This is a genomic window from Actinoplanes oblitus (assembly GCF_030252345.1).
GTDB classification, from domain to species: Bacteria; Actinomycetota; Actinomycetes; order Mycobacteriales; family Micromonosporaceae; genus Actinoplanes; species Actinoplanes oblitus.
On record NZ_CP126980.1, the window covers coordinates 5,884,036 to 5,905,281 of the forward strand.

At 72.1% G+C, this 21,246-nt stretch carries 23 protein-coding genes and 2 riboswitches; of the genes, 14 read left to right on the top strand and 9 right to left on the bottom strand.

The window, feature by feature from the left end; genetic code table 11:
- The first annotated feature begins 72 nt into the window (after positions 1–72).
- From Actob_RS26590 to Actob_RS26610, 5 genes are all read left to right on the top strand, one after another.
- Positions 73–1,266: a sensor histidine kinase gene (locus tag Actob_RS26590; protein ID WP_284914548.1), complete on the top strand. Its 1,194-nt coding sequence runs from the start codon at positions 73–75 to the stop codon at positions 1,264–1,266.
- A complete protein-coding gene (locus Actob_RS26595; protein ID WP_284914549.1) occupies positions 1,266–1,922 on the top strand; it encodes a response regulator in 657 nt (218 codons plus the stop codon). Before Actob_RS26590 ends, Actob_RS26595 begins: the two co-directional genes overlap by 1 nt.
- Before the next feature lie 19 nt (positions 1,923–1,941).
- Positions 1,942–2,511 (top strand): DUF1349 domain-containing protein, encoded by a 570-nt coding sequence (locus Actob_RS26600; protein ID WP_284914550.1) that lies wholly within the window; start codon positions 1,942–1,944, stop codon positions 2,509–2,511.
- Between the two features lie 11 nt (positions 2,512–2,522).
- Complete coding sequence (locus tag Actob_RS26605) at positions 2,523–3,488, top strand: S1 family peptidase (protein WP_284914551.1); 966 nt, start codon at positions 2,523–2,525, stop codon at positions 3,486–3,488.
- Between the two features lie 469 nt (positions 3,489–3,957).
- Positions 3,958–4,695: a maleylpyruvate isomerase family mycothiol-dependent enzyme gene (locus tag Actob_RS26610; protein WP_284914552.1), complete on the top strand. Its 738-nt coding sequence runs from the start codon at positions 3,958–3,960 to the stop codon at positions 4,693–4,695.
- A gap of 200 nt (positions 4,696–4,895) precedes the next feature.
- Here the strand turns inward: Actob_RS26610 and Actob_RS26615 are convergent, their stop codons facing one another.
- Positions 4,896–5,303, bottom strand: coding sequence for a DUF6069 family protein (locus Actob_RS26615; protein WP_284914553.1), 408 nt, complete (start codon positions 5,301–5,303; stop codon positions 4,896–4,898).
- Positions 5,304–5,435: 132 nt separating this feature from the next.
- Here Actob_RS26615 and Actob_RS26620 point away from each other — a divergent pair, with 132 nt between their 5' ends.
- From Actob_RS26620 to Actob_RS26650, 7 genes are all read left to right on the top strand, one after another.
- A complete protein-coding gene (locus tag Actob_RS26620; RefSeq protein WP_284914554.1) occupies positions 5,436–6,596 on the top strand; it encodes a sensor histidine kinase in 1,161 nt (386 codons plus the stop codon).
- A 219-nt stretch (positions 6,597–6,815) separates the two neighbouring features.
- On the top strand, positions 6,816–7,478 hold the full coding sequence (locus Actob_RS26625; RefSeq protein WP_284914555.1) for a response regulator transcription factor: 663 nt from the start codon (positions 6,816–6,818) through the stop codon (positions 7,476–7,478).
- A gap of 418 nt (positions 7,479–7,896) precedes the next feature.
- The gene (locus Actob_RS26630; RefSeq protein ID WP_284914556.1) at positions 7,897–8,403 is read left to right on the top strand and encodes an SRPBCC family protein; all 507 of its coding nucleotides are present in this window, start codon (positions 7,897–7,899) and stop codon (positions 8,401–8,403) included.
- Positions 8,400–9,575 (top strand): zinc-dependent alcohol dehydrogenase, encoded by a 1,176-nt coding sequence (locus Actob_RS26635; protein WP_284914557.1) that lies wholly within the window; start codon positions 8,400–8,402, stop codon positions 9,573–9,575. The genes Actob_RS26630 and Actob_RS26635 overlap by 4 nt, the downstream gene beginning before the upstream one ends.
- Before the next feature lie 102 nt (positions 9,576–9,677).
- Positions 9,678–9,977, top strand: a complete 300-nt coding sequence (locus Actob_RS26640) for a hypothetical protein (RefSeq protein WP_284914558.1) — start codon at positions 9,678–9,680, stop codon at positions 9,975–9,977.
- A gap of 212 nt (positions 9,978–10,189) precedes the next feature.
- On the top strand, positions 10,190–10,765 hold the full coding sequence (locus tag Actob_RS26645; protein ID WP_284914559.1) for a class I SAM-dependent methyltransferase: 576 nt from the start codon (positions 10,190–10,192) through the stop codon (positions 10,763–10,765).
- Between the two features lie 82 nt (positions 10,766–10,847).
- Entirely contained in the window at positions 10,848–11,864 is a 1,017-nt protein-coding gene (locus tag Actob_RS26650; protein WP_284914560.1) for an enoyl-CoA hydratase/isomerase family protein, read from the top strand.
- 63 nt (positions 11,865–11,927) lie between these two features.
- Here Actob_RS26650 and Actob_RS26655 read toward each other — a convergent pair whose 3' ends face one another.
- Positions 11,928–12,389: a nitroreductase family deazaflavin-dependent oxidoreductase gene (locus Actob_RS26655; RefSeq protein ID WP_284914561.1), complete on the bottom strand. Its 462-nt coding sequence runs from the start codon at positions 12,387–12,389 to the stop codon at positions 11,928–11,930.
- 166 nt (positions 12,390–12,555) lie between these two features.
- Between Actob_RS26655 and Actob_RS26660 the strand changes: the two genes are divergently transcribed.
- Entirely contained in the window at positions 12,556–13,674 is a 1,119-nt protein-coding gene (locus tag Actob_RS26660; RefSeq protein WP_284914562.1) for a GH12 family glycosyl hydrolase domain-containing protein, read from the top strand.
- A 38-nt stretch (positions 13,675–13,712) separates the two neighbouring features.
- On the opposite strand, the gene Actob_RS26665 is transcribed toward Actob_RS26660, so the two are convergent.
- The 4 genes from Actob_RS26665 to Actob_RS26680 all read right to left on the bottom strand — a co-directional run bounded on the left by Actob_RS26665 (position 13,713) and on the right by Actob_RS26680 (position 17,182).
- A complete protein-coding gene (locus Actob_RS26665; protein ID WP_284914563.1) occupies positions 13,713–15,014 on the bottom strand; it encodes an L-serine ammonia-lyase in 1,302 nt (433 codons plus the stop codon).
- A 27-nt stretch (positions 15,015–15,041) separates the two neighbouring features.
- Positions 15,042–15,401, bottom strand: coding sequence for a glycine cleavage system protein GcvH (gene gcvH / locus Actob_RS26670; RefSeq protein WP_284914564.1), 360 nt, complete (start codon positions 15,399–15,401; stop codon positions 15,042–15,044).
- Between the two features lie 13 nt (positions 15,402–15,414).
- Positions 15,415–16,449, bottom strand: coding sequence for a glycine cleavage system aminomethyltransferase GcvT (gcvT, locus tag Actob_RS26675; protein ID WP_284914565.1), 1,035 nt, complete (start codon positions 16,447–16,449; stop codon positions 15,415–15,417).
- A gap of 32 nt (positions 16,450–16,481) precedes the next feature.
- A riboswitch (glycine riboswitch) is annotated at positions 16,482–16,561 on the bottom strand.
- A 4-nt stretch (positions 16,562–16,565) separates the two neighbouring features.
- A riboswitch (glycine riboswitch) is annotated at positions 16,566–16,670 on the bottom strand.
- Between the two features lie 53 nt (positions 16,671–16,723).
- Positions 16,724–17,182, bottom strand: coding sequence for a MarR family winged helix-turn-helix transcriptional regulator (locus tag Actob_RS26680; RefSeq protein WP_284914566.1), 459 nt, complete (start codon positions 17,180–17,182; stop codon positions 16,724–16,726).
- Positions 17,183–17,501: 319 nt separating this feature from the next.
- Between Actob_RS26680 and Actob_RS26685 the strand changes: the two genes are divergently transcribed.
- On the top strand, positions 17,502–18,929 hold the full coding sequence (locus Actob_RS26685) for a methyl-accepting chemotaxis protein (RefSeq protein WP_407653397.1): 1,428 nt from the start codon (positions 17,502–17,504) through the stop codon (positions 18,927–18,929).
- Between the two features lie 44 nt (positions 18,930–18,973).
- Here the strand turns inward: Actob_RS26685 and Actob_RS26690 are convergent, their stop codons facing one another.
- The 3 genes from Actob_RS26690 to Actob_RS26700 form a co-directional block, all read right to left on the bottom strand.
- Complete coding sequence (locus Actob_RS26690) at positions 18,974–19,528, bottom strand: RICIN domain-containing protein (RefSeq protein WP_284914568.1); 555 nt, start codon at positions 19,526–19,528, stop codon at positions 18,974–18,976.
- 181 nt (positions 19,529–19,709) lie between these two features.
- Positions 19,710–20,204, bottom strand: coding sequence for a hypothetical protein (locus tag Actob_RS26695; protein WP_284914569.1), 495 nt, complete (start codon positions 20,202–20,204; stop codon positions 19,710–19,712).
- A 24-nt stretch (positions 20,205–20,228) separates the two neighbouring features.
- On the bottom strand, positions 20,229–21,230 hold the full coding sequence (locus Actob_RS26700; RefSeq protein WP_284914570.1) for an alcohol dehydrogenase catalytic domain-containing protein: 1,002 nt from the start codon (positions 21,228–21,230) through the stop codon (positions 20,229–20,231).
- Between the last annotated feature and the right edge of the window lie 16 nt (positions 21,231–21,246).

Sequence of the window (21,246 nt, forward strand, 5' to 3'; positions counted from 1 at the left end):
CCGTACGGGATGGGTTCGATCTGGTCCCGTGGAGGGAGGCGCGGCGACCGCGCCGCGGACGATACTGCCGACGTGAAGCGATACCTCGATCTCGCCGGCACCGATCTAGCGGGCACCGATCTAGCGGGCACCGATCTGGGCGGCACCGATCTGACCGGCACCGATCTCGCCGTCACCGTGGCCGCGGTCGCCGCGACAGTGCTCCCCGCCCTGGCCGGCGGTCCCCACGCCTGGTGGGTGCTGCCGCTCGCACTCGCCTCGTCGGTGCCGGTGCTGTGGCGCGGCCGCGCGCTCGTCCCGGTCAGCCTGGCCGTGGGCGTGGCGACCACGCTCTCCGCCTCGCTCGGCGCTCCCCCACTGCTGCCGGTCGGGCCACTGGTCTGTCTCTACACGTTCGCGGCGCGGGCGTCGCTGCCGCTGCGGCTGCTCGGCATCGGCGTCACCGCCGTGGGCCTGCTGATCTCGGTGCTCTTCCCGAAGCCGGACGTCGAGGTGCTCCGTTACCTCGCTGTCGCCTTCATTTTCGCGTACGCCCTGGGCACGAGCGCCCGCGCGCGGCGGCACCAGGAGTTCGCGCTGGTGGAGCGGGAAAGACGGCTCGCCGGGGAGCGGACGGCGGCGGTGGAGCGGGAGCGCCGGCTGGCCGGCGAGCGGGAGGCGGCAGTGCTGCGGGAGCGCACCCGGATCGCGCGGGACCTGCACGACATCGTGACGCACGCGCTCGGCGTGATGGTGGTGCAGGCCGAGGCGGGACCGGTGGTCATGCGCAGGGATCCCGATCGGGCCGAAGCGGCCTTCGCGGCGATCGCGGCGACCGGCAGAGACGCCGTCGGGCAGCTGCGACGGGCGGTCGGTGGCCTGCGTGAGCCCGCCGACCGGCCGCTCGACCAGCCCGGGCTCGCGCAGTTGCCGACCCTGGTGGATCGGGTCCGGGCAGCCGGGATCGTCGTCGAGCTGAACGTCGTCGGGATGCCCGTCGTGCCGCCCGCCGATGTCGGCGTGGCCGCCTACCGGATCGTGCAGGAGTCGCTGACCAACGTCGTGCGCCACGCGAACGCCCGGTCGGTGCGCGTCGCCCTGCAATATCTGGCCAGTTCGCTGAGGGTGTCGGTGACCGACGACGGATACGGATCGGACACGGTGGACCCGCCCGGTTATGGGATCGTCGGGATGCGGGAGCGCGCCCAGGCGTGCGGCGGCTCGCTGCACGCCAGGATGATCGAGGGTGGCTTCGAGGTGGCGGCAACCCTGCCGGTGGACGCCTGATGCCGCGCGTGCTGATCGCCGACGATCAGGACCTGTTCCGGTCCGGGTTCGCCATGATTCTCAACAATGAGCCGGACATCGAGGTGGTCGCCGAGGCCGCGGACGGTGCGGCGGCGGTGCGGGCCGCGGTCGAGCACGCGCCGGACGTGGTGCTGATGGACATGCGGATGCCGATCCTCGACGGTGTCGCGGCGACCCGGCAGGTGTGCGAGCTGACCGCCAGCCGGGTGGTGGCGCTGACCATGTTCGACACCGACGAGTACCTGTACTCGGTGCTGCGCGCCGGCGCCAGCGGGTTCCTGCTCAAGGACACGCCGCGAGCCGAGCTGGTCCAGGCGGTGCGGGTGGTCGCCGGCGGGGAGTCACTGCTCGCACCGGCGGTGACCGCGCGGGTGCTCGGCCAGCTGCACCGGCGCGGCACCCCGGATCCGGGCCTCGCCGCCGCGGTGACCGGGCTGACCCCGCGCGAGACCGACGTGCTGCGGCTGATCGCCGGTGGCCTGTCCAACGCGGAGATCGCCGCGCACCACCACCTCAGCGAGCACACCGTGAAGACCCATATCGGAAACCTGTTCGCGAAACTGAGCCTGCGTGACCGCGCACAGGCAGTGATGGTCGCCTATGAGTCAGGTCTGGTGACCCCCGGCTCGGCATGATCACGCATAGAGTGACGTGATGCCGAACGGGATGTCCTGGCTCAACGAGCCGCCACAGTGGTCCGATCGGGACGGCGTGGTCCGGGTGGTCACCGGGCGCGAGACGGACTTCTGGCGCAAGACGTTCTATGGGTACGTGACCGACAACGGTCACTTCTACCACCGGCCGGTCAGCGGCGACTTCACCGCCGAGGTGACGGTGGCGGCCGGGCACTCGGCACGCTTCGACCAGGCCGGGCTGATGCTGCGGGCCGACGAGCGGACCTGGCTCAAGTCCGGGCTGGAGGTGACCTCCGGGGCGGTGCAGCTGAGCACCGTGCTGACCCGCGACAGCTCCGACCTGTCGGTGGTGCCGCTGCCCGGTCACCACGGTGAGCTGACGCTGCGGCTGACCCGCTTCGGCGACGCGGTCTGCGTGCACCGCCGCGACGGCGCCCGCGGCTGGGAGCTGGTCCGGCTCGGTCACCTGGACCTGCCGGAGACCGTCGAGGTGGGCTTGATGTGCTGTTCGCCGGAGCGGGCGGGGCTGGAGGTGGCCTTCCGGGACTTCCGGGTCGGGGAGCCGATCCCGAGGGACGGGCTCGAATAGGGCGCGGCCTCATGCGGCAGTGGACCCTCGTCCTGTTCTCGCTGATCGCGTGGCTCACGCTGAGCTGCCCGGCACAGCCGGCGCACGCCATCGCGAACGGCACCGCCGTATCGCCCGGGAAGTACGGGTTCGCGGTCAAGCTCACCGACTACGACATCCCGGTGAAGGGTGGCGGCACCCGGGACAGCTCGTGCTCGGGCGGCCTGATCGCGCCGCACTGGGTGCTGACCGCCGCGCACTGCTTCCGGGACGTCAACGGCAAGCGGGTCTCCCGGCCGGTGGCCCGCAAGACGGTGGTGACGCTCGCCGGAAGCAAACAAACCGCCCAGGTCATCGCGGTACGCCAGAGCGGGACGGCGGACGTGGCGCTGGCCGAGCTCGACGTCGCGATCACCGACGTGCGGCCGTTGCGGCTGGGCCGACACGCACCGGAGGTGGGATCGAGCGTGCGGCTGGTGGGGTACGGGTTGCTCCGGGCCGGGACCACGAAGACCCCGGACCGGCCGCGGACCGGGGTGTTCCGGGTCAGCTCGGTCAGTGAGCTGGAGATCGGGATGTCCGGGGTGCGGCCGGAGCGGACCACCAGCCCGTGCGAGCACGACTCGGGTGGCCCGTACTTCACTGTCGCCGAGGACGGGACGGCCACCGTCGTCGGGGTGGTGAGTCACGGGCCGGACTGCCCGCATACCGGGGCCGACCAGGCGGGACGGGTGGACGCGGTGGCCGGCTGGATCCAGTCGGTGATCGGGAAGGACAAGGCGGCCACGACGAAGCCACGCCCGGACGCCCGGTCGGCGAAGCCCGTGGCGGGACCGCCGGAGCCGGTCGCGGACGGGATCCCGGCGTCCTGGAAGTTCGTCGGGGCGGGGGTGGTGACGCTGCTGATCGTGGTGGGGTTCGGGCGGCTGGCAGCGGGGGATGGCAGCTGGCGGCGAGGGACCCGGCGGCGGCGCGGGACCCGGCGTCGGCGCGGGTAGAGGTTTTGGCCGCTTCGACCTCGGTTCACCCGGTATCGGGCCGGCGCCTCGCCCGGTGCGGGGTTCGTCCTCGCCCGGTGCGGGGTTCGTCCCCGCCCGGTATCGAGGTCGCGCCTCCCCGGTAGCGAAGTCGCGCCTGGCTCGATATGGGGCGGCGCCTGGCCCGGTCTCGCGGTCGGCGCTTCACGGCGTGCCGGAAAGCATCTTCGGGTTATGCAGGTGGCGTGCCGCGGCCTGCCGGAAAACAAGCCCGGTTATGCAGGGTGGCGTGCCGCGGCGTACCGGAAAGCAACTACGGTTTCGCGGGGCGGCGTGCCACGGCGTACCGGAAAGCAACTCCGGTATTGCGGGGCGGCGTGCCGTGGCGTACCGGAAATCGGTGACCGGATGGCGAGGCGGTCTCGCGCCGGTCGATGGGTTTGCCCGGTGCGAGGTGCGTTTTCGCTGGAAGGCCGTAGCGTCAGGTGACATGGCGGATGTCATTGACGATCTTGAGGCGGAGCAGGAGACGCTGGCGGCCGTGCTGAGCGGCCTCTCGGCGGCGGACTGGCATCGGGCGTCGGCGGCTTCCGGGTGGACCGTGGCGGATGTGGTGCTGCACCTGGCGCAGACCGAGGAGGCGGTGGCGGCCAGCGCGGACGGTGACGCGCGGGCGATCGACTGGCGGCGATTCGGCTCGACCGTCGACTCGGCGATGGGTGCGATGGTCCGGGCGCAGGCGGGTCCCGGGCCGGAGATCTTCGCGCGGTGGCAGGCCGCGCGGCAGGAGTCGGTCCGGGCGTTGCGGGCGGCGGATCCTCGGCGGCCGCTGCGGTGGGTGTCGGCCTCGCTGAAACCGCGGACGCTGGCCACGACGCGGCTCGCCGAGCACTGGGCGCACGCGCTGGACATCGCCGGGCCACTGCGGATCGATTATCCGGACACCGGCCGGTTGCGGCACGTCGCATGGCTCGGGTTCAGCACTTTACCGTACGCGTTTCACCTGGCCGGACGGCCCGCGGTGCCGATCTTCTGCGATCTGCGGGGGCCGGACGGGGCGCGCTGGGTCTACGGGGATCCGGCGGCGGAGTCGTCGATCGCCGGGGCGGCGGGGGCGTTCTGCCGGGTGGGGGCGCAGCGGCTGGCGCCGGGGGCGTCCGGGTTGCAGACTCGGGGGCCGCATGGGGCTGAGGCGTTGCGGTTGCTGCGGAACTACGCGGTCGTGTGAGCCGGGCGGGCGTCTTCTGCGCTGCTGACCTGTCTGATCAGGCCCGGCCGATCGTCCTTCCGCTCGCGCCATTCCTTTCCTTTGCCGGCTGCTCTTTTCCGCGGCCGGTCACTCCCGTCCTGGGCCCGCCGCTCCGTCCTGGGGCAGGCCACTCCGTCCTCGGCCGGCCGCGCTTTCGCTGCGGCCGGCTGCGCGGGTCATCAGCAGTGGCGGCGGCCGGGGAGGCCGAGGATCAGGGCCAGGCCGACGGTGAGGTGCATGGCGGTCAGTGCCAGGCGGGTGCCGATGCCGATACCCGCGAGCGGACCGGCCAGGGACAGCACCAGCAGGATCGACGTGATGATGCGGTAGGTCCGGGTGGGGTGGCGGACCGTACGCTCCAGGACGGCGAGCAGCGCCCAGGCGGCCAAGCCGGCGAACAAGGCGGTCACCGCGACGGCGACCGGGCCGACGTGCTGGACCGTGCCGCCCTGGCGGACCAGGAGGTCGTGACCGGCCCACGGGTCGTTGACGGCCCAGAGGAGCAGGGCCCCGGCGGTGCCCGCCGCGACGGTGATCAGGCGGCCGGTGCGACGGTTGGTGGCGGTCTGCTGCGTGTTCGATGTCATGCCGATGAGGTTCGCGGATCGGACCGGGTGCCCACATCGGACCGCCGATGTGCTGAGCTCTACCTTTCGATAGAGCGGACCACCAACTTTTGATGGTGTCGGCGGCCGACCGGCGGCCGATAGCCTCGCCGAGTGACCAGCCTTTCCCCTGCCGAGCGACCACCACGGGCCGCCGCTGCCGCCGCGCTCCTCGGATCCTCCGGGGTGCTGATCGCGGTGTCGATGCTCGCCTGGTGGGCGGGCCGGCCGGCCGGCCCACTGCTCGGGCTCGACCTGGCGGCCGGGGTGCTGGGCTGCCTGCTCACGCCGCTGGTGCTGTGGCGGCCGGTCGGCGCCACCGCGGTGCTCTCGCTGCTGGCCGCCGTCTCGCCGATGGCCACTCCCCCGGCCACCATCGGGATGCTCCAGGTGGCCCGGCGGCGGCGCTTCCCGGTGGCCGCCTCGGTGGCCGTGGGCGGCGTGGCCGCGCACGCGATCCAGGGCCTGTGGCGTTCCAACGGCGGGATGGCCTACGGCTGGTGGCTGGCGCTGATCACGTTCGCCTATGGTGCCCTGCTCGGCTGGGGCCAGTGGGCGCGGGCCCGGGCCGCTCTCATCGGCTCGCTGCGGGAGCGGGCCCGGCGCGCCGAGGCGGAGCAGGGTCGCCGGGTGGCCGAGGCGCGGATGCTGGAGCGCCGCAAGATCGCCCGGGAGATGCACGACGTGCTCGCCCACCGGTTGTCGCTGCTGGCCACGTTCGCCGGCGCGATGGAGTACCGGCCGGACTCCTCTCCCGAGCAGCTCTCCCGCGCCGCCGGCGTGGTGCGGGACGGGGTGCACCAGGCGCTGGAGGAGCTGCGCGAGGTGATCTCCCTGCTCCGCGACGACGTGCCGGACGGCGACGGCGTTCATCCGCAGCCGGTGCTCGCCGACGTGCCGCGGCTGGTCGCGGAGTCCCGGGAGGCGGGGACCGAGGTGCTGCTGCACGACGTGGTGGACAAGCCGGGAGCGGCGCCGCCCGCGGTGGCCCGGACCGCCTACCGGGTGATCCAGGAGGGCTTGACCAATGCCCGCAAGCACGCCGCCGGCCAGCCGGTCCAGGTCGATCTGCGGGGCGGTCCCGGCGCCGGCCTGGAGGTCGAGATCCGCAACGCCCTGACCCCGGACCGCCCCGCGCCACCCGGCTGGTCGGGCGGCGCCGGCCTGGTCGGCCTCACCGAGCGCGTCCAGCTCGCCGGCGGCCGGCTCGACCACCAGGCGGCCGCCGGCGAGTTCCGCCTGCACGCGGCTCTCCCCTGGCCGCTCACCAGCTGACCGGCGATCCGGTCCGCGGAGCGATCCAGCCACACTGGCTGACCGGCGATCCCGGTCCGCGAAGCGATCCAGCCACACTGGCTGACCGGCGGTCGCCGGGCTGGTCGTTGATGGTGGATCCGGGCAGCGCCGGCTCGGACCGGGCAGCGGGACCGACTCTGGCGCTTGTCCTTCCGCGTGACCCCGGGCCGGGTGGAGCGGGATGGCCCGGTGGATAGCATGACGGGCGTGGATCGACCGGTGCGGGTGTTGGTGGTGGACGATGACGCGCTGGTGCGGGCCGGGCTGACCATGATGCTCGACGGGGCGCCGGGGATCTCGGTGGTCGGCGAGGCGGACGACGGGGACCGGGTGCAGGCGGCGGCTGACGCGCACGCTCCCGACGTCGTACTGATGGATCTGCGCATGCCGCGCGTCGACGGGATCACCGCGACCCGGCGGTTGCGTTCGCGGCAGCGGCCGCCGGAGGTGATCGTGCTGACCACGTTCGACACCGACGAGAACATTCTGCACGCACTGCGGGCCGGCGCCAGCGGCTTCCTGCTCAAGGACACCCCGCCGGCCCGGATCGCGGAGGCGGTTCGTCAGGTGGCGGCCGGTGAGCCGATCCTGTCGCCGCGGATCACCCGCCGGCTGATGGACCGCGCGGCGACGCAGGCCGGGGCGTACGCCCGGGCGCGGGCCACCTTGGCGGCGCTCAGCCCGCGCGAGCACGACGTGGTCGTCGCGGTCGGCCAGGGCTACAACAACGCCGAGATCGCCACCGAACTCGACATGACCCTGGCGACGGTGAAAACCCACGTCTCCCACATCCTGACCAAACTCGACCTGGACAACCGCACCCAGCTGGCCCTCCTGGTCCACGACGCCGGCCTCGTCTGACCGAGGCCGCGGCCGGTCGGCGCCACCGGGCGTGCCCAACCACGACACCGGCCCAGTCGTCGGCAGCCCAGCCCCGACCCCGATGCCGGGATCGGCTATGCCCGCAGGGTGTCGCGGGGCGAGGTGCCGTATCGGGAGCGGTATTCGGCGGCGAAGCGGCCCATGACGGTCACTCCTCCACATCTCGCGGGCTGCCGGCGGTTTGGACGGATTCTCGGGGGTATCCGCCCGTGTACAGGGCCGCGCGGTCACGGGCACTGCTCGCCTTGACCGGCGCCGTCGCAGGATCACCATGACCGACCTGCTGACCGCGGTGCGGGTCGCCCGAACCGAGGACATCGGTTCCATGCCGGCGGTGCCGGGCGCACGTAACGGAGGATCTATGGAATTGACAGCAACGACCACCATTCGCAAACCCGTGTCGGAGGTGTACGCGTTCTGGCGCGATCTGGAGAACCTTCCGACGTTCATGGCGCATCTCGAGCAGGTCCGTGCCACCGGTGACCGGACGAGTCGGTGGACCGCCGAGGCTCCGTTCGGCAAGGACGTCGGCTGGGACGCGGAGATCCTCGAAGAGGTGCCCGGCGAGAAGCTCGCGTGGCGGTCGACCGGAGACGCCGACGTGCCGAACGCCGGCACCGTCCGCTTCCTGCCCGCCCCCGACGGGGTGAGCACCGAGGTACACGTCGTCCTGGTCTACGACATCCCGGGCGGCACGATCGGCAAGGCGGTCGCCAAGTACTTCGGTGAGGAACCGCACCAGCAGCTCGACGATGACCTGCGCCGGCTCAAGCAGGTCCTGGAGACCGGCGAGGTGGTCCGGTCCGACGGCGCCCCCTGGGGCAAACGGGCCCGTAAGGAGTTCCCGCAACGCCCGGCGCAGCCGCTGTCGGACGCCGAGCTGGCGAAGGGAGCGGACGCGTGAGGGCGAACACCTGGGCGGGCCGCAACAAGGTCGAGGTCCGTGACGTGCCGGACCCGAAGATCCTGAACAAGCGTGATGCCATCGTGCGGATCACCTCCACCGCGATCTGTGGCTCGGACCTGCACCTGGTCGACGGGTATGTGCCGACGATGCAGGACGGCGACATCATGGGTCACGAGTTCATGGGTGAAGTGATCGAGGTCGGCCCGGGCGTCGACCCCGGCCGGCTGCGTGTCGGGGACCGGGTCGTCGTGCCCTTCCCGATTGCCTGCGGCGCGTGCGCGGCCTGCGCCGCGGAACTGTACTCCTGCTGCGAGAACTCCAACCCCAACACCGGGATCGCGGAGAAGATGTTCGGTCACCCGACCGCCGGGATCTTCGGCTACTCGCATCTGACCGGCGGCTTCGCCGGCGGCCAGGCGCAGTACGCGCGGGTGCCGTTCGCCGACATCGGCCCGCTGAAGATCGAGTCCGATCTGACCGACGAGCAGGTGCTGTTCCTCTCCGACATCCTGCCCACCGGCTACATGGGCGCCGAGATGTGCGACATCCAGTCCAGTGACGTGGTGGCGGTGTGGGGAGCCGGCCCGGTCGGCCAGTTCGCCATGGACAGCGCCCGGGTGCTGGGCGCCGCGAAGGTCATCGCCATCGACAAGGAGCCGTATCGGCTGCGGATGGCCGAACAGGCCGGCCACATCCCGGTCAACTTCGACGAGGTCGACGTACGGTCGCGGCTGCTGGAACTGACCGGCGGGCGCGGACCGGACAAGTGCATCGACGCGGTGGGCCTGGAAGCCACCCACGGCAGCGCGCACATCGCCGCCTACGACCGGATCAAACAGGCCGTCCGGTCGGAGACCGAGCGCCCGCACGCGCTACGCCAGGCGATCATGTCCTGCCGCAGCGGCGGCGTGGTCTCCGTCATCGGCGTGTACGGCGGCCTGCTGGACAAGTTCCCCGCCGGCGCCTGGATGAACCGGTCCCTGACCCTGCGCACCGGCCAATGCCACGTGCAGCGCTACATGAAGCCGCTGCTGCGGCGCATCGAACGCGGCGAGCTCGACCCGACCCGGATCATCACCCACACCCTGCCGCTCGACGAGGCGGAACGCGGCTTCGACATGTTCAAGAACAAGCAGGACGACTGCGAGAAAGTAGTCCTCAAACCCTGACGGTCACCCGCACCCGGCCGGCTGGCGGCACGGTGGGTCCGCGTGTCCCTCTCGTCCTGCCAGTCGCCGGGTCCGGGATGCCGGGCGTTCTAGAGTGAGGGGATGCCGGAGGAGGCGCGGCGCCGGTTCCGGGTGCGGCTGGCGGTGAGGTACGTGGGCGGTTCGCTGCCCACGGACGATCTCGCGGCCTTCGAGGCGGCGCTCTCGAGGTCCCTCGAGGGCTTCACCCTGCGGGTCGCGGACGGACTCTTCGACTCGGTCGAGATCTTCGCTGAGGTCCGTGCTCCCACCTCTGTCGATGCCGCCGCGAGACTGGACCGGGCCGTCGACGCCGCCCTGTTGCGGACCGGCTTGTTCGAGCGGTTCGACGTCTCCGGCAAGTCTCTGCACGTCCACGCGTAGCGGGCGGAGCTGCCGGTGCCCAACGAACGTCAGATCACCCGCTGGAACGGCGACACCGCCCGCCGCTGGCTGGCCGAACGGGAGCGCCACGCCACCCTCCGCGAGCCCCTGCTGCCGCACCTGCTGACAACGGTCCGTCCGGGTGAGCGGGTGCTCGACGTGGCTGCGGCTGCGGGGACACCACTGTCGCCCTGGCCGGGACCGCCGCGGAGGTGCTCGGGCTGGACGTCTCCGAGCCGCTGCTGGCGATGGCGCCGGTCCGGGACGGCGCGCGCTACGAACTCGGCGACGCGCAGGTCCATCCGCTGCCGCCGGGCCATTTCGACGTGGTGATCAGCAGTTTCGGGGTGATGTTCTTCGAGGATCCGGTGGCCGCTTTCGGCAACCTGCGCTCCGCGCTGCGCGCCGGTGGGCGGCTCGCCTTCCTCTGCTGGCAGGACGCTCTGGTGAACGAGGTGTTCGCGATTCCGCTGCGGGCCTTCCCGGCAGGCGAGGTGACCGTCGCGGACCCGTTCGCCGATCCGGCGTGGATCACCGGGATGCTGCGCGAGGCCGGGTTCGCCGGGGTACGGGTGACCGACGTCCGGGAATCCGTCCGGCTGGGCGACGACGTGCGCGACGTTCTGGCGTACGCGAAACGGGCCACCATGCTCCGGGATCTCCTGGACGTGACAGCGGACCGGGACCACATTCTCGCCGCGGCCGCGGCGGGGTTCGCCGCCCGCGAGCGTCCGGACGGCGTCTGGGTGGAGGCCGCCGCCTACCTGGTCACCGCCACCGCCGACTAGCTGTGCCCGTGTTTCGGAGTCCGGCCGAGTGCGCGGCGGTGGAGGTGGCATCGGCCGGCGACTGATTTGAGATGATCACCGGATGAGCAGCTCACCCGTGATCGCCGAGGTCCGCGGCCACCTGGGCCACCTGATCCTGAACCGGCCGCGGGCGATCAACGCCCTCACCCCGGAGATGGTCGCGATCATGCGGCGGTCGCTGGCCGCGTGGGCGACCGACGAGCGCGTGCGGACCGTGCTGATCAGCGGGGCGGGCGAGCGCGGGCTGTGCGCGGGCGGCGACATCCGGGCGATCCACGCCGACGCGGTCTCCGGCGGTACCGGGTCGCTGGATTTCTGGGCTGACGAGTATCGGCTGAACGCGACGATCGCGGCGTACCCGAAACCGATCGTCGCCTGGATGGACGGCCTGGTGATGGGCGGCGGCATCGGGGTGTCGGCGCACGCCTCCACGCGTCTGGTCACCGAGCGGTCCCGGCTGGCGATGCCGGAGGTCGGTATCGGCATGCACCCGGACGTCGGCGGCTCGTGGCTGCTCTCGCACGCGCCGGGCGAGCTCGGCACGCACCTGGCGCTGACCGGTTCGCCGGTGGGCGCGGCGGACGGGATCGCTGCCGGTCTCGCCGACCACTTCGTGCCGTCGGCACGGTTCGCCGAGCTGGCCGAGGCGCTCACCACGCGGCCGGTCGACCAGGTGCTCGCGGCGTTCGCCGAGATGGCGCCGGCCGGCGAGTTCGCGGGCGCCCGCGGCTGGATCGACGCCTGCTACCGCGGCGACTCGGTGAGCGCTGTCGTCGAGCGGCTGGCCCGGCACCCCGAGCCGGGCGCGCAGGCCGCCGCCAAGGAGATCGGCACGCGCTCGCCGACCGCTTTGACGATCACGCTGCGGTCGTTGCGCAGTGCCGCCGGGCTGCCGGATCTGCGGGCCGCGCTCGATCAGGAGCTGCGGCTGTCGGCGGCGATGCTGCGGCTGCCGGACCTGGCCGAGGGGATCCGGGCGCAGATCATCGACAAGGATCGCCGGCCGCGCTGGCAGCCGCCGACCCTGGCAGAGGTGCGGCCGGAGTCGATCGACGCGATCTTCGAGCAGCGGGACTAGCGGCCGGCCGGCGCGGAGAGGCCAGCGGCGGGACGACACGGCCGGCAGACGCGGCGGGACGACCTAGCGCGGGATCAGGCGGAAGACCCGGATCGTCCGGTGCGAGGCGGTCTCCCGGTAGCGCCGATACCCCGGCCACTGGTCGACGAACGCCTGCCACAGCCGCTCCCGATCCTCCCCGGACGCCTCCCGCGCCTCGACGGCGATGTCCCGCCCGCCCAGGGTCACCGTCGCGTGCGGCTGGGCGGTCAGGTTGTGCACCCAGCCCGGCGCCTTCTCGCCACCCCAGTTGGAGCCGACGACGACGTACGCCTCCCCGTCGGCCACGAACTGCAGCGGACTCTGCCGCGGCTCCCCGCTGCGCCGCCCCACCGTGGTCAGCAACAGCCCGGGCGCCATCCCGAGCGCCACCACGCGCCCCCGGGTCGCCCGGCTCAGCCACCGGTCCATCGTCACCACACGCCGCGCGACAGGCGTGAAAAAGGGCGCGTCGCCGACCGCCCGCCAGAACTTCCGCCACACCACGCGGAAAGCCTATGCAATCGCCCCGTGGCCTCGGCGGCGGCCCGGCGGAAACCCGCTCCGGGGTTCCGGAACCAACAGCAAGGACAGTTCAACTTTCGACACAGGTCAATGTGTTGTAACGTCCGCTGGGAGCGCTCCCACCTTCGCTCACAGAAGGAGTTCCCCCATGTCCCGTTCCCTGCGCGGCCTGATCGCCGCGGGCCTGCTGGCCACCGCGGCCATCGCCGGAGTCGTGGCCGCCGGTCCGGCCCAGGCCGACACCCAGATCTGCGACCAGTACGGCTCCACCACCATCGGCGGTCGCTACGTCGTGATGAACAACCGCTGGGGTACCAGCGCCCAGCAGTGCATCAACGTCACCAGCACCGGCTTCGCCATCACCAGCCAGCAGGGCGTCGGCAGCACCAGCGGCGCCCCGGTCTCCTACCCGGCGGTCTTCTACGGCTGCCACTACACCAACTGCTCGCCGGGCACCAACCTGCCGATGCAGGTCAGCCAGATCAGCAGCGCGACCAGCAGCATCAGCTACAACTACGTCTCCGGCGCCACCTACGACGCGGCGTACGACATCTGGCTCGACCCGTCGCCGAGGAAGGACGGCGTGAACGCCCAGGAGATCATGATCTGGTTCAACCGGCAGGGCTCGATCCAGCCGATCGGTTCCCGGACCGCCACCGCCACCATCGGCGGCCGCACCTGGGAGGTGTGGACCGGCAGCAACGGTTCCAACGCCGTCGTCTCGTACGTCGCGCCGTCACCGATCACCAGCTGGAGCTTCAGCGTCCTGGACTTCATCAACGACACCAAGACGCGCAGCTCGGTCACCAACTCGTGGTACCTGACCAGCATCCAGGCCGGCTTCGAGCCGTGGATCGGCGGTACCGGCCTGGCCGTCACGAACTTCTCCGCAGCGGTCAACGGGGGCGGCAACCCGTCCACCCCACCGTCCAGCCCGGCGCCCGGTTCGGCGGCCTGCCGGGTCACCTACGCCACCAACGTCTGGAACACCGGCTTCACCGCCGACGTCACGGTGGCCAACACCGGGAACAGCGCGATCAACGGCTGGTCCCTCGGCTTCACGCTGCCCGGCGGACAGTCCATCACCGGCTCCTGGAACGCCACGCTGAGCGGCTCGTCCGGCGCGATCACCGCGCGCAACGCGAGCCACAACGGCAGCATCCCGGCCGGCGGCAGCACCTCGTTCGGCTTCCAGGGCACCTACAGCGGCTCGTTCGCCAGCCCGTCCGCGTTCACCCTGAACGGGACGGCCTGCTCCCGGGCCTGATCCGGGTCACCCGGTCCGGCAGCGATGCCGGACCGGGTTCAGCACTCGATGACGTTGACCGCGAGCCCGCCGCGCGACGTCTCCTTGTACTTGATCTTCATGTCGGCGCCGGTCTCCTTCATGGTCTTGATGACCTTGTCGAGCGACACGTGATGCCGGCCGTCCCCGCGCAGCGCCATCCGGGCCGCGGTGACCGCCTTGACCGCCGCCATCCCGTTCCGCTCGATACACGGGATCTGCACCAACCCGCCCACCGGGTCGCAGGTCAGCCCCAGGTTGTGCTCCATGCCGATCTCGGCGGCGTTCTCCACCTGCTCCGGCGTCCCGCCGAGCACCTCGGCCAGCCCGGCCGCCGCCATCGCGCACGCCGAGCCGACCTCGCCCTGGCAGCCGACCTCGGCACCGGAGATCGACCCGTTCTCCTTGAAGAGCAGCCCGATCGCCCCCGCCGTCAGCAGGAACCGGACCACGCCCTCGGGCGAGGCACCGGGCACGAAGTCCATGTAGTAGCTGAGCACCGCCGGGATGATCCCCGCGGCGCCGTTGGTGGGCGCGGTCACCACGCGACCTCCGGCGGCGTTCTCCTCGTTGACCGCCATCGCGTACGCCGTCAGCCACTCCATCGCGTGCACCTGCGGATCACCGGCGGCACGCAGCTGGCGCGCGGTCGCCGCGGCCCGGCGCCGCACCTTGAGGCCGCCGGGCAGCACCCCCTCGGCGTCCAGTCCCGCGGTGACGCACTCGCGCATCACCGCCCAGATGCCGAGCAGCCCCTCGTGCACCTGGTCGGCGGACCGCCAGGCCTCCTCGTTGGCCAGCATGATCCGGGAGATCGACAGTCCGGTCGTCCGGGTCAGCTCCAGCAGCTCCGCGCCGGAGGCGAAGGGATGCCGCACCACCGTCGCGTCCGGAGTCGTCATCGACGACACGACGAACCCGCCGCCGACCGAGAAGTACTTCTTGCTGAACAGCTCGGCACCGGCGGCGTCCAGCGCCGTGAAGATCATCCCGTTGGGGTGCTCCGGCAACGCCCGCCGGCGGTGCAGGACCAGGTCGACGTCGAGCGACCCGATCCGGCCGTCGGACGGCGGTTCCAGGGCGGTGTCGACGGTTTCCGGGTCGTGCCCCATCAGGCCGAGCAGCACCGCCCGGGGCGTACCGTGCCCGTGCCCGGTGGCGCCGAGCGACCCGAACAGCTCGGCCCGCACCGCCGCCACCCGCGGGTCGAGATGCGCGGTGAACATCCGGGCCGCGCGCATCGGTCCCACGGTGTGCGAGCTCGACGGCCCGATCCCGATCGAGAAGAGGTCAAAGACGGAGACAGCCACGGCCCCGCCCATCGGCGCGCGACCCGGCGAGCTGAGGCATCACGACGCCTCCCCCGCGACCAGCGCCTCGTACTCGGTGTCGGAGAGCGTCTCCGGCGTCCCGCTGACCCGCAACCGGTAGAGCCAGCCCTTGCCGTACGGGTCCGAGTTGATCAGTGCCGGGTCGTCGACGACCGCCTGGTTGATCTCGACGATCTCGCCGTCGGCGGGCGCGTAGACCTCGCTCACCGATTTCGTCGACTCGATCTCGCCGGCCGGGTCGCCGGCGCTCACCACGGTGCCCACCTCGGGCAGCTCGACGAAGACGACGTCACCGAGCGCGTCCGCGGCGAACGAGGTGATGCCGACGGTGGCGATCTCCTCCTCGGTCAGCCATTCGTGATCCTTGGTGAACCGCATCAGTACGCCCCCGTCACCGCTTGTAGAAGGGAAGTTTGACGATCTCGGCGTCCTCGCGGGTGCCGCGGACGTCGACCACCACCGCCGTCGTGCCGGTGGCGACGTAGGCCATCGCGATCGGGTGGCCGAGCGTCGGCGACGGCGCCCCGCTGGTCACCTCGCCGACCTTCGCCCCGGTCACCGCGTCCAGCACGGCGTGCCCGGCCCGCGGCGACCGCCGGCCCCGGGTGACCAGCCCGACCAGCTCGGTGTCGGGGACCACCGCCCGCAACGCCGCCGCGCCGACGAAGTCCGACTTGTCCAGCGCGACGATCCGGCCCAGCCCGGCGTGGAACGGCGTGGTGCGTACCGTCAGCTCGTGACCGTAGAGCGGCATCCCGGCCTCCAGCCGCAGCGTGTCCCGGCAGGCCAGCCCGGCGGGCTGGGCACCGGCGGCCGCCGCCCACGCCCAGATCGCCTCGGCGTCCTCGTTGGCGCAGTAGATCTCGAACCCGTCCTCGCCGGTGTACCCGGTCCGCGCCAGCAGCACGTCCTTCCCGGCCAGCCGCTCCGCCTCGATCCCGTAGTAGCGCAGCTCGGGGTGCTCCCCGACGATCTTCACGGCGTCCGGGCCCTGCACCGCGAGCAGCGCCCGGTCGAGCGCGGTGATCGTCACCGCGTACCCACCGGAGTACTCGCCGAGCATGGCCAGCACGATCGGCGCGTTGGCGGCGTTCGCCACCACCAGGAACCGCTGCGCCTCCAGCCGGTAGACGACCAGGTCGTCGAGCACTCCACCGTTGGTGTGGCACAGCATCGTGTACTTGGCGCGCCCCACGGCGATCGCCGACAGCCGGCCGACCAGCGCGTAATCCAGGAAGGCGGCGGCTTCCGGCCCGCTGACCTCGATCTGTCCCATGTGGCCGAGATCGAAGAGACCAACCGATTGGCGTACGGCGTGGTGCTCGGCGACGTCACTGCCGTACCGGACCGGCATCTCCCAGCCGGCGAACTCGGTGAACGAGGCGCCGAGGCGCTGGTGAACGTGGTGAAGCGCGGTGCGTCGCAACGGGGAGGCTCCTCGGCAGTCGGCCTCCCTCGCTCTGTCATGGGGCCTGAGAGGTTCACCGCCGGGGCGGCTTGCACCTTGGGCGCAGCTCACGGGAGCTGACTTTCCAGAGTCGCCTGACCGTTGCGGTACGTGGGCCTGAGAGATTCTTGAGGGAGATTTGCTCCTTCGGCGACCCGCCCGCCGGTGATGGCGAGCGAGTGCTCTCCCGCAGCGGTGTCGCGGCGAAGTCTTCTTTTGTGTCTGACGAAGCTATCAGGCCCGGCCGGGGCCATCAAGATCCACTGATCGTGTCGCCCTTCTCCGCCGCCGCGGCCAGCCGGCCCAGGGCCGGCAGCGCCGAGAGGATCGTCTCGCAGTCGGCCGGGTCCAGCCGATCGAAGAGCCGGTCCAGGGTCTGCGCGTAGTGCGTGTAGGTGCGGGCCACCACGTCCCGCCCCGCCTGCGTCACCCCGACCAGGACGCCGCGCCCGTCGTTCGGGTCCGGCACCCGCTGGACCAGCCCGGACTTCTCCATCCGCCCGATCAGCTGGGTCATGCCGGGCTGTGACGCCCGGGTCAGCTTGGCCAGGTCGGTGACCCGCCCCGGGCCGGCGTCGGCGAGCCGGCGCAGCACCGAGAGGGCGATCGAGCTGGGGTTGTCCGGGCTCTCCAACTGCCGCAGGAACCGGACCAGCTGCGCGAGCACCGGCAACAACTGTGATCCACGACTCTCGTCGCCCACCATCTGCATAACCTCATTATGGAACTACTGTCGACACCCTCCCCATCCTTTCCTACGCGGAGCCGGACCGGCGAACACGGCTCCCGGCCTGTCGCCGTCCCGCCGGCCGGCGCCGGCGGTTGCGTCCGGGCGCCGGGGACGACCGCCCGGGCCAGCCGAGCGGCCGGCGCGCCGGCCGCCGAAACGCCCACTCCACACGCCGGTGATTCCCGGTCGTTCCGGGGTCAGGGCGGGACGACGGCTGCCGATAGGGACGGTGGATCCCGTGTGCGGGCGGTCACGACGGTGTTGCCGCCGGCCGGGAGCATGGGGGTTAACGGTGCGCTGGTTGAACGATCTGTCGGTACGCCTGAAGTTCTACGCGGCGGTGCTGGTCGCAGCGCTGGCCGCGGTCGCGGTGGGCGTGCTGGGCCTGTCCCGGCTGAGCGCGACAGCCGACGCGGCGGAGTATCTGTACAGCCAGAACCTGGTACCGATCGCCCAGCTCGGCGAAGTCGGCCAGGGGGTGCAACGCTCCTGGAGCGGCCTGATGCAACTCCTGGTCAGCCACGACGCGGCCGCGATGGCCGAGGACAAGCAGGCGATCGCCGAGGCGGACACGGCGACCGACAAGGCCTTCGCCGACTACACCGCCACCGACATGACCGGCCGGGAGGAGGCGGTCGGACGGTTCCGCACCGCGCTGGCCGCGCTGCGCAAGGCGCGGGACGAGCAGATGGCGCCGCTGGCCATCGCCAGCGACCTCCGCGGGTTCGAGAAGGTCCGCGACGCGGCGGGACGGCCGGCGCTGGACGCCGCGGAGGGCGCCCTGTCCGATCTGGTGGCCATCGAGACCCGGGTGGCGCGGGAGAAACGCGCCGAGACGGCAGCCTCGTACCGGAGCGCGCGTACCCAAATGATGGTGTTTCTGGTCATCGGGGTCGGCCTGTCCCTGACGCTGGCGACGCTGGTGATCCGCGGGATCATGAGCACGCTGAGCGCGGTGGGCCGGGTCAGCCGGGCCCTGGCCACCGGTGACCTGACCGTCGCCGCGGCGGTCACCGGCCGCGACGAGGTGGGCCGGATGGCCACCGAACTGGACACCGGCATCGCCTCGGTGCGGAGCAGCGTGGACCGGATGGGGCAGCTGGCGGTCACCCTGTCCTCCGCCTCCGACCAGCTGTCCTCGATCAGCGTGCAGTTGCAGTCCGGCGCGGCCGACGCGGCCGAGCGGGCCAACACCGCGATGGCCGCCTCCGAGGAGATCAACACCGGGGTACAGACGATCGCCGCCGGGGCGGAGCAGATGAGCGCGTCGATCGCCGAGATCGCCTCCAGCGCGGCCCAGGCGGCCGAGGTGTCCCAGCAGGGCACGTCGGTCGCGCAGCGGACCACCGCCCAGGTGGCTGAGCTGGGCGAGGCCAGCGCGGAGATCGGCGACGTGGTCCGCCTGATCACCACGATCGCCGAGCAGACCAACCTGCTGGCACTGAACGCGACGATCGAGGCGGCCCGGGCCGGCGAACTCGGCAAGGGCTTCGCCGTCGTGGCCGGCGAGGTGAAGGACCTGGCCCAGCAGACCGCCACCACCGCCGAGATGAGCCGTTCGGTGGCGGAGGCCGCGACCAGCAGCGGCGAGGTCGCCCGGACCGTCTCCGGCGTGGCGGAGGTCGCCTCCTCCACCGCCGAGGCGGCCCGCTCCACCCAGCAGGCGGCGGCGAGCCTCACCGGCATGGCCACCGACCTGACCGGCCTGGTCGGCGCGTTCCGCTACTGACGGGGACGGCCCGGCCGACCTGGCCGGGCCGTCGTTCGCAACGGTCAGCCGAGGCCGATCCGCCAGCTCTGGGCAAGGGTGCCGTTGCAGGTGAACAACTGCACCGCCAGACCGGGCGACCCGGACGCGCCGGGCACGTCCAGGCAGAAGTTGTTGGTGGTCCGGCCCACCCAGGTGCGCAGGACGACGTTGCCGGGCACGGCACCGGTCGCCACCCACTGGGCGTTGCTGGCGGTGCGCCCGCTGCCGTCGGTGATGGCGCAGTTGCCGGCCACCACGATCCCGTGATCGATCGGTATGTCACCGACCGAGATGCAGCCGGCGCCGGCGCCGTTGACGAACCAGTACCGGCCGCCGCCGTTGCCGAGCAGCGTCCAGGCCTGGTCCGGCTTGCCGGTGCAGGTCATCTGGAGGATCCGGCTGTCGAAGCCGGCCTCCGGCTGCAGGCACAGGCCGTTGCCGGCGTTCTTGACGGGATGCTGTTCGCCGGCGAACTGGGCACTGGCGCCACCCGAGACCACGAGCAGCCCCACCGACGCCATCACCAGCACCAGCACCAGACGAACCGTTCCCCGCAGGCTTGCCACCATGGATGTCACTACCTCTCCGAGTCGGGAATGCCCTCGAAGGTAGGCGCGGATCCGCGGTCCCCGGATCGGTGAAGTCACGGACTTTTCCCGGTGCCGGCACCTATGTTCCGGTCCGGCTCGCCCGGCAGGAACAGCACACCGCTCCCGGTGAGCCCGGCGACGGTGGGCGTGTGGCAGCCTTGCCGCCCGCTCAGCGGGGACTGATCGTGGTCCGCCCGCCCGGCGCCCCGTACAACCACAGGGTGCCCGGCGGCGGCGCCGGCAGCGTGCCCCGCAGCAGCGCGGCGAGCGCCTGGCCCAGCTCGGCGACCGGCCCCACGTCGTACGCGTGGTCCCCGCGGAAGACCAGATGCCAGTCGTCGGCCTGGCCCGGCGTGCGCGGCAGCCGCTCCAGCAGCCGGCTCGCGGTCTCGTCGAGCAGCTCGGCGAACTCCTCCCACTGCCCGGTGTCCAGCCCCAGCGCCACGTCGAAGAAGAGGTCACTGACCATCGCCTGCGTGCGGATCTCCTCCACACGGGCGTCCCACCAGCCGGGGCGGCGCTCGGGCGGGATGCCCTCGACGTCGCGCAGGAGCTGACCGAGCAGGATCGCGAGGGCGCCGTCGTACGCCCAGATCTCCCGCCGCGGATCCGGTTGATCCGGCGGCGGCGCACCATAGCAGCCGATCGACCTGGTTTTGCTCACCTATTCATGGTCGCTTATTCCCGGTCACGGCACGAGGATCAACCGGATCGGATTACCCTCCTTCTCGTCCAGTTGACGCACCGCGTCGGCGGCCTGGGCCAGCGGCACCATGCCGCTCACCGACCGGGAGAACTCCACCCGGTTGAGGGCGAACAGCGACAGCAGCTCCAGCACGTGCTCCGGCCCGGAGCCGTAGTGCCCGCGGATCTCCTGCTCCAGGTAGCTGAACCGGGTGCCGTCCGGGATGGTCAGCGGCTGGTCGGTGAGCCCGACCAGGGTGAGCCGGCCACCCTTGGAGAGCGTCCGGGCGGCCTGCGCCCGGACCGCCCCGACCCCGGCGAAGTCGAACGCGTGCGCCAGCCCCACCCCGCCGGTGGCCTCGGCGACCAGCGGGCCGAACTCCGGGTCGCCCGGGTCGAGGGCCAGGTCGGCGCCGAACTGCAGGGCCCGCTCCCGGGCGCCGGGCAGCGGGTCGACCGCGATGATCGGCGCCGCGCCGATCACCCGGAGCAGCTGCACGGCGTGCGCGCCCAGCCCGCCGACGCCCCACACCCCGACCGCCCGGGCCGGCTGGACCGCGGCGGTGGTGGTGATCGCCGCCCACGGGGTGGAGACCGCGTCCGGGATGAAGCAGGCCTGCTCGAACGAGAGCGTGTCCGGGATCGGCACCACGGTGCCGGCGGTGGCCACCGCGTACTGCGCCCAGCCGCCGTCGTAGTCGACGCCGCGGGTCAGCACGGTCCCGCCGCTGAGCTCGCCGGCCTGCAACAGCACCCGCTCCCCCACGGTCAGCCCGGTCACCCCGGCACCGACCTCGTCGATCACCCCGGCCGTCTCGTGCCCGAGGGTGACGCTGTCCCCGGCGAGGTGCAGCGGCTTGAGCATGCCCTGGATCAGGTGCACGTCGGAGAGGCACACCCCGGCCGCCCGTACCGCGATCCGGACCTGCCCGGGCCCGGCGTGCGGCTCGGCCACCTCCTCGACGGCGAACTTCCCGGTCGACACGTTCAGACGGCCAGCCAGCATTCCGATTCCTCCACCT

Coding starts and splice junctions, on each gene's coding strand:
- Actob_RS26600 (WP_284914550.1), top strand. CDS start 1,942: ATGCCGAACGGGATGTCCTGGCTCAACGAGCCGCCACAGTGGTCCGAT.
- Actob_RS26665 (WP_284914563.1), bottom strand. CDS start 15,014: ATGGGCGGGGCCGTGGCTGTCTCCGTCTTTGACCTCTTCTCGATCGGG.
- Actob_RS26625 (WP_284914555.1), top strand. CDS start 6,816: ATGACGGGCGTGGATCGACCGGTGCGGGTGTTGGTGGTGGACGATGAC.
- Actob_RS26680 (WP_284914566.1), bottom strand. CDS start 17,182: ATGCAGATGGTGGGCGACGAGAGTCGTGGATCACAGTTGTTGCCGGTG.
- gcvH (WP_284914564.1), bottom strand. CDS start 15,401: ATGCGGTTCACCAAGGATCACGAATGGCTGACCGAGGAGGAGATCGCC.
- Actob_RS26640 (WP_284914558.1), top strand. CDS start 9,678: ATGCCGGAGGAGGCGCGGCGCCGGTTCCGGGTGCGGCTGGCGGTGAGG.
- Actob_RS26650 (WP_284914560.1), top strand. CDS start 10,848: ATGAGCAGCTCACCCGTGATCGCCGAGGTCCGCGGCCACCTGGGCCAC.
- Actob_RS26610 (WP_284914552.1), top strand. CDS start 3,958: ATGGCGGATGTCATTGACGATCTTGAGGCGGAGCAGGAGACGCTGGCG.
- Actob_RS26615 (WP_284914553.1), bottom strand. CDS start 5,303: ATGACATCGAACACGCAGCAGACCGCCACCAACCGTCGCACCGGCCGC.
- Actob_RS26605 (WP_284914551.1), top strand. CDS start 2,523: ATGCGGCAGTGGACCCTCGTCCTGTTCTCGCTGATCGCGTGGCTCACG.
- Actob_RS26700 (WP_284914570.1), bottom strand. CDS start 21,230: ATGCTGGCTGGCCGTCTGAACGTGTCGACCGGGAAGTTCGCCGTCGAG.
- Actob_RS26595 (WP_284914549.1), top strand. CDS start 1,266: ATGCCGCGCGTGCTGATCGCCGACGATCAGGACCTGTTCCGGTCCGGG.
- Actob_RS26660 (WP_284914562.1), top strand. CDS start 12,556: ATGTCCCGTTCCCTGCGCGGCCTGATCGCCGCGGGCCTGCTGGCCACC.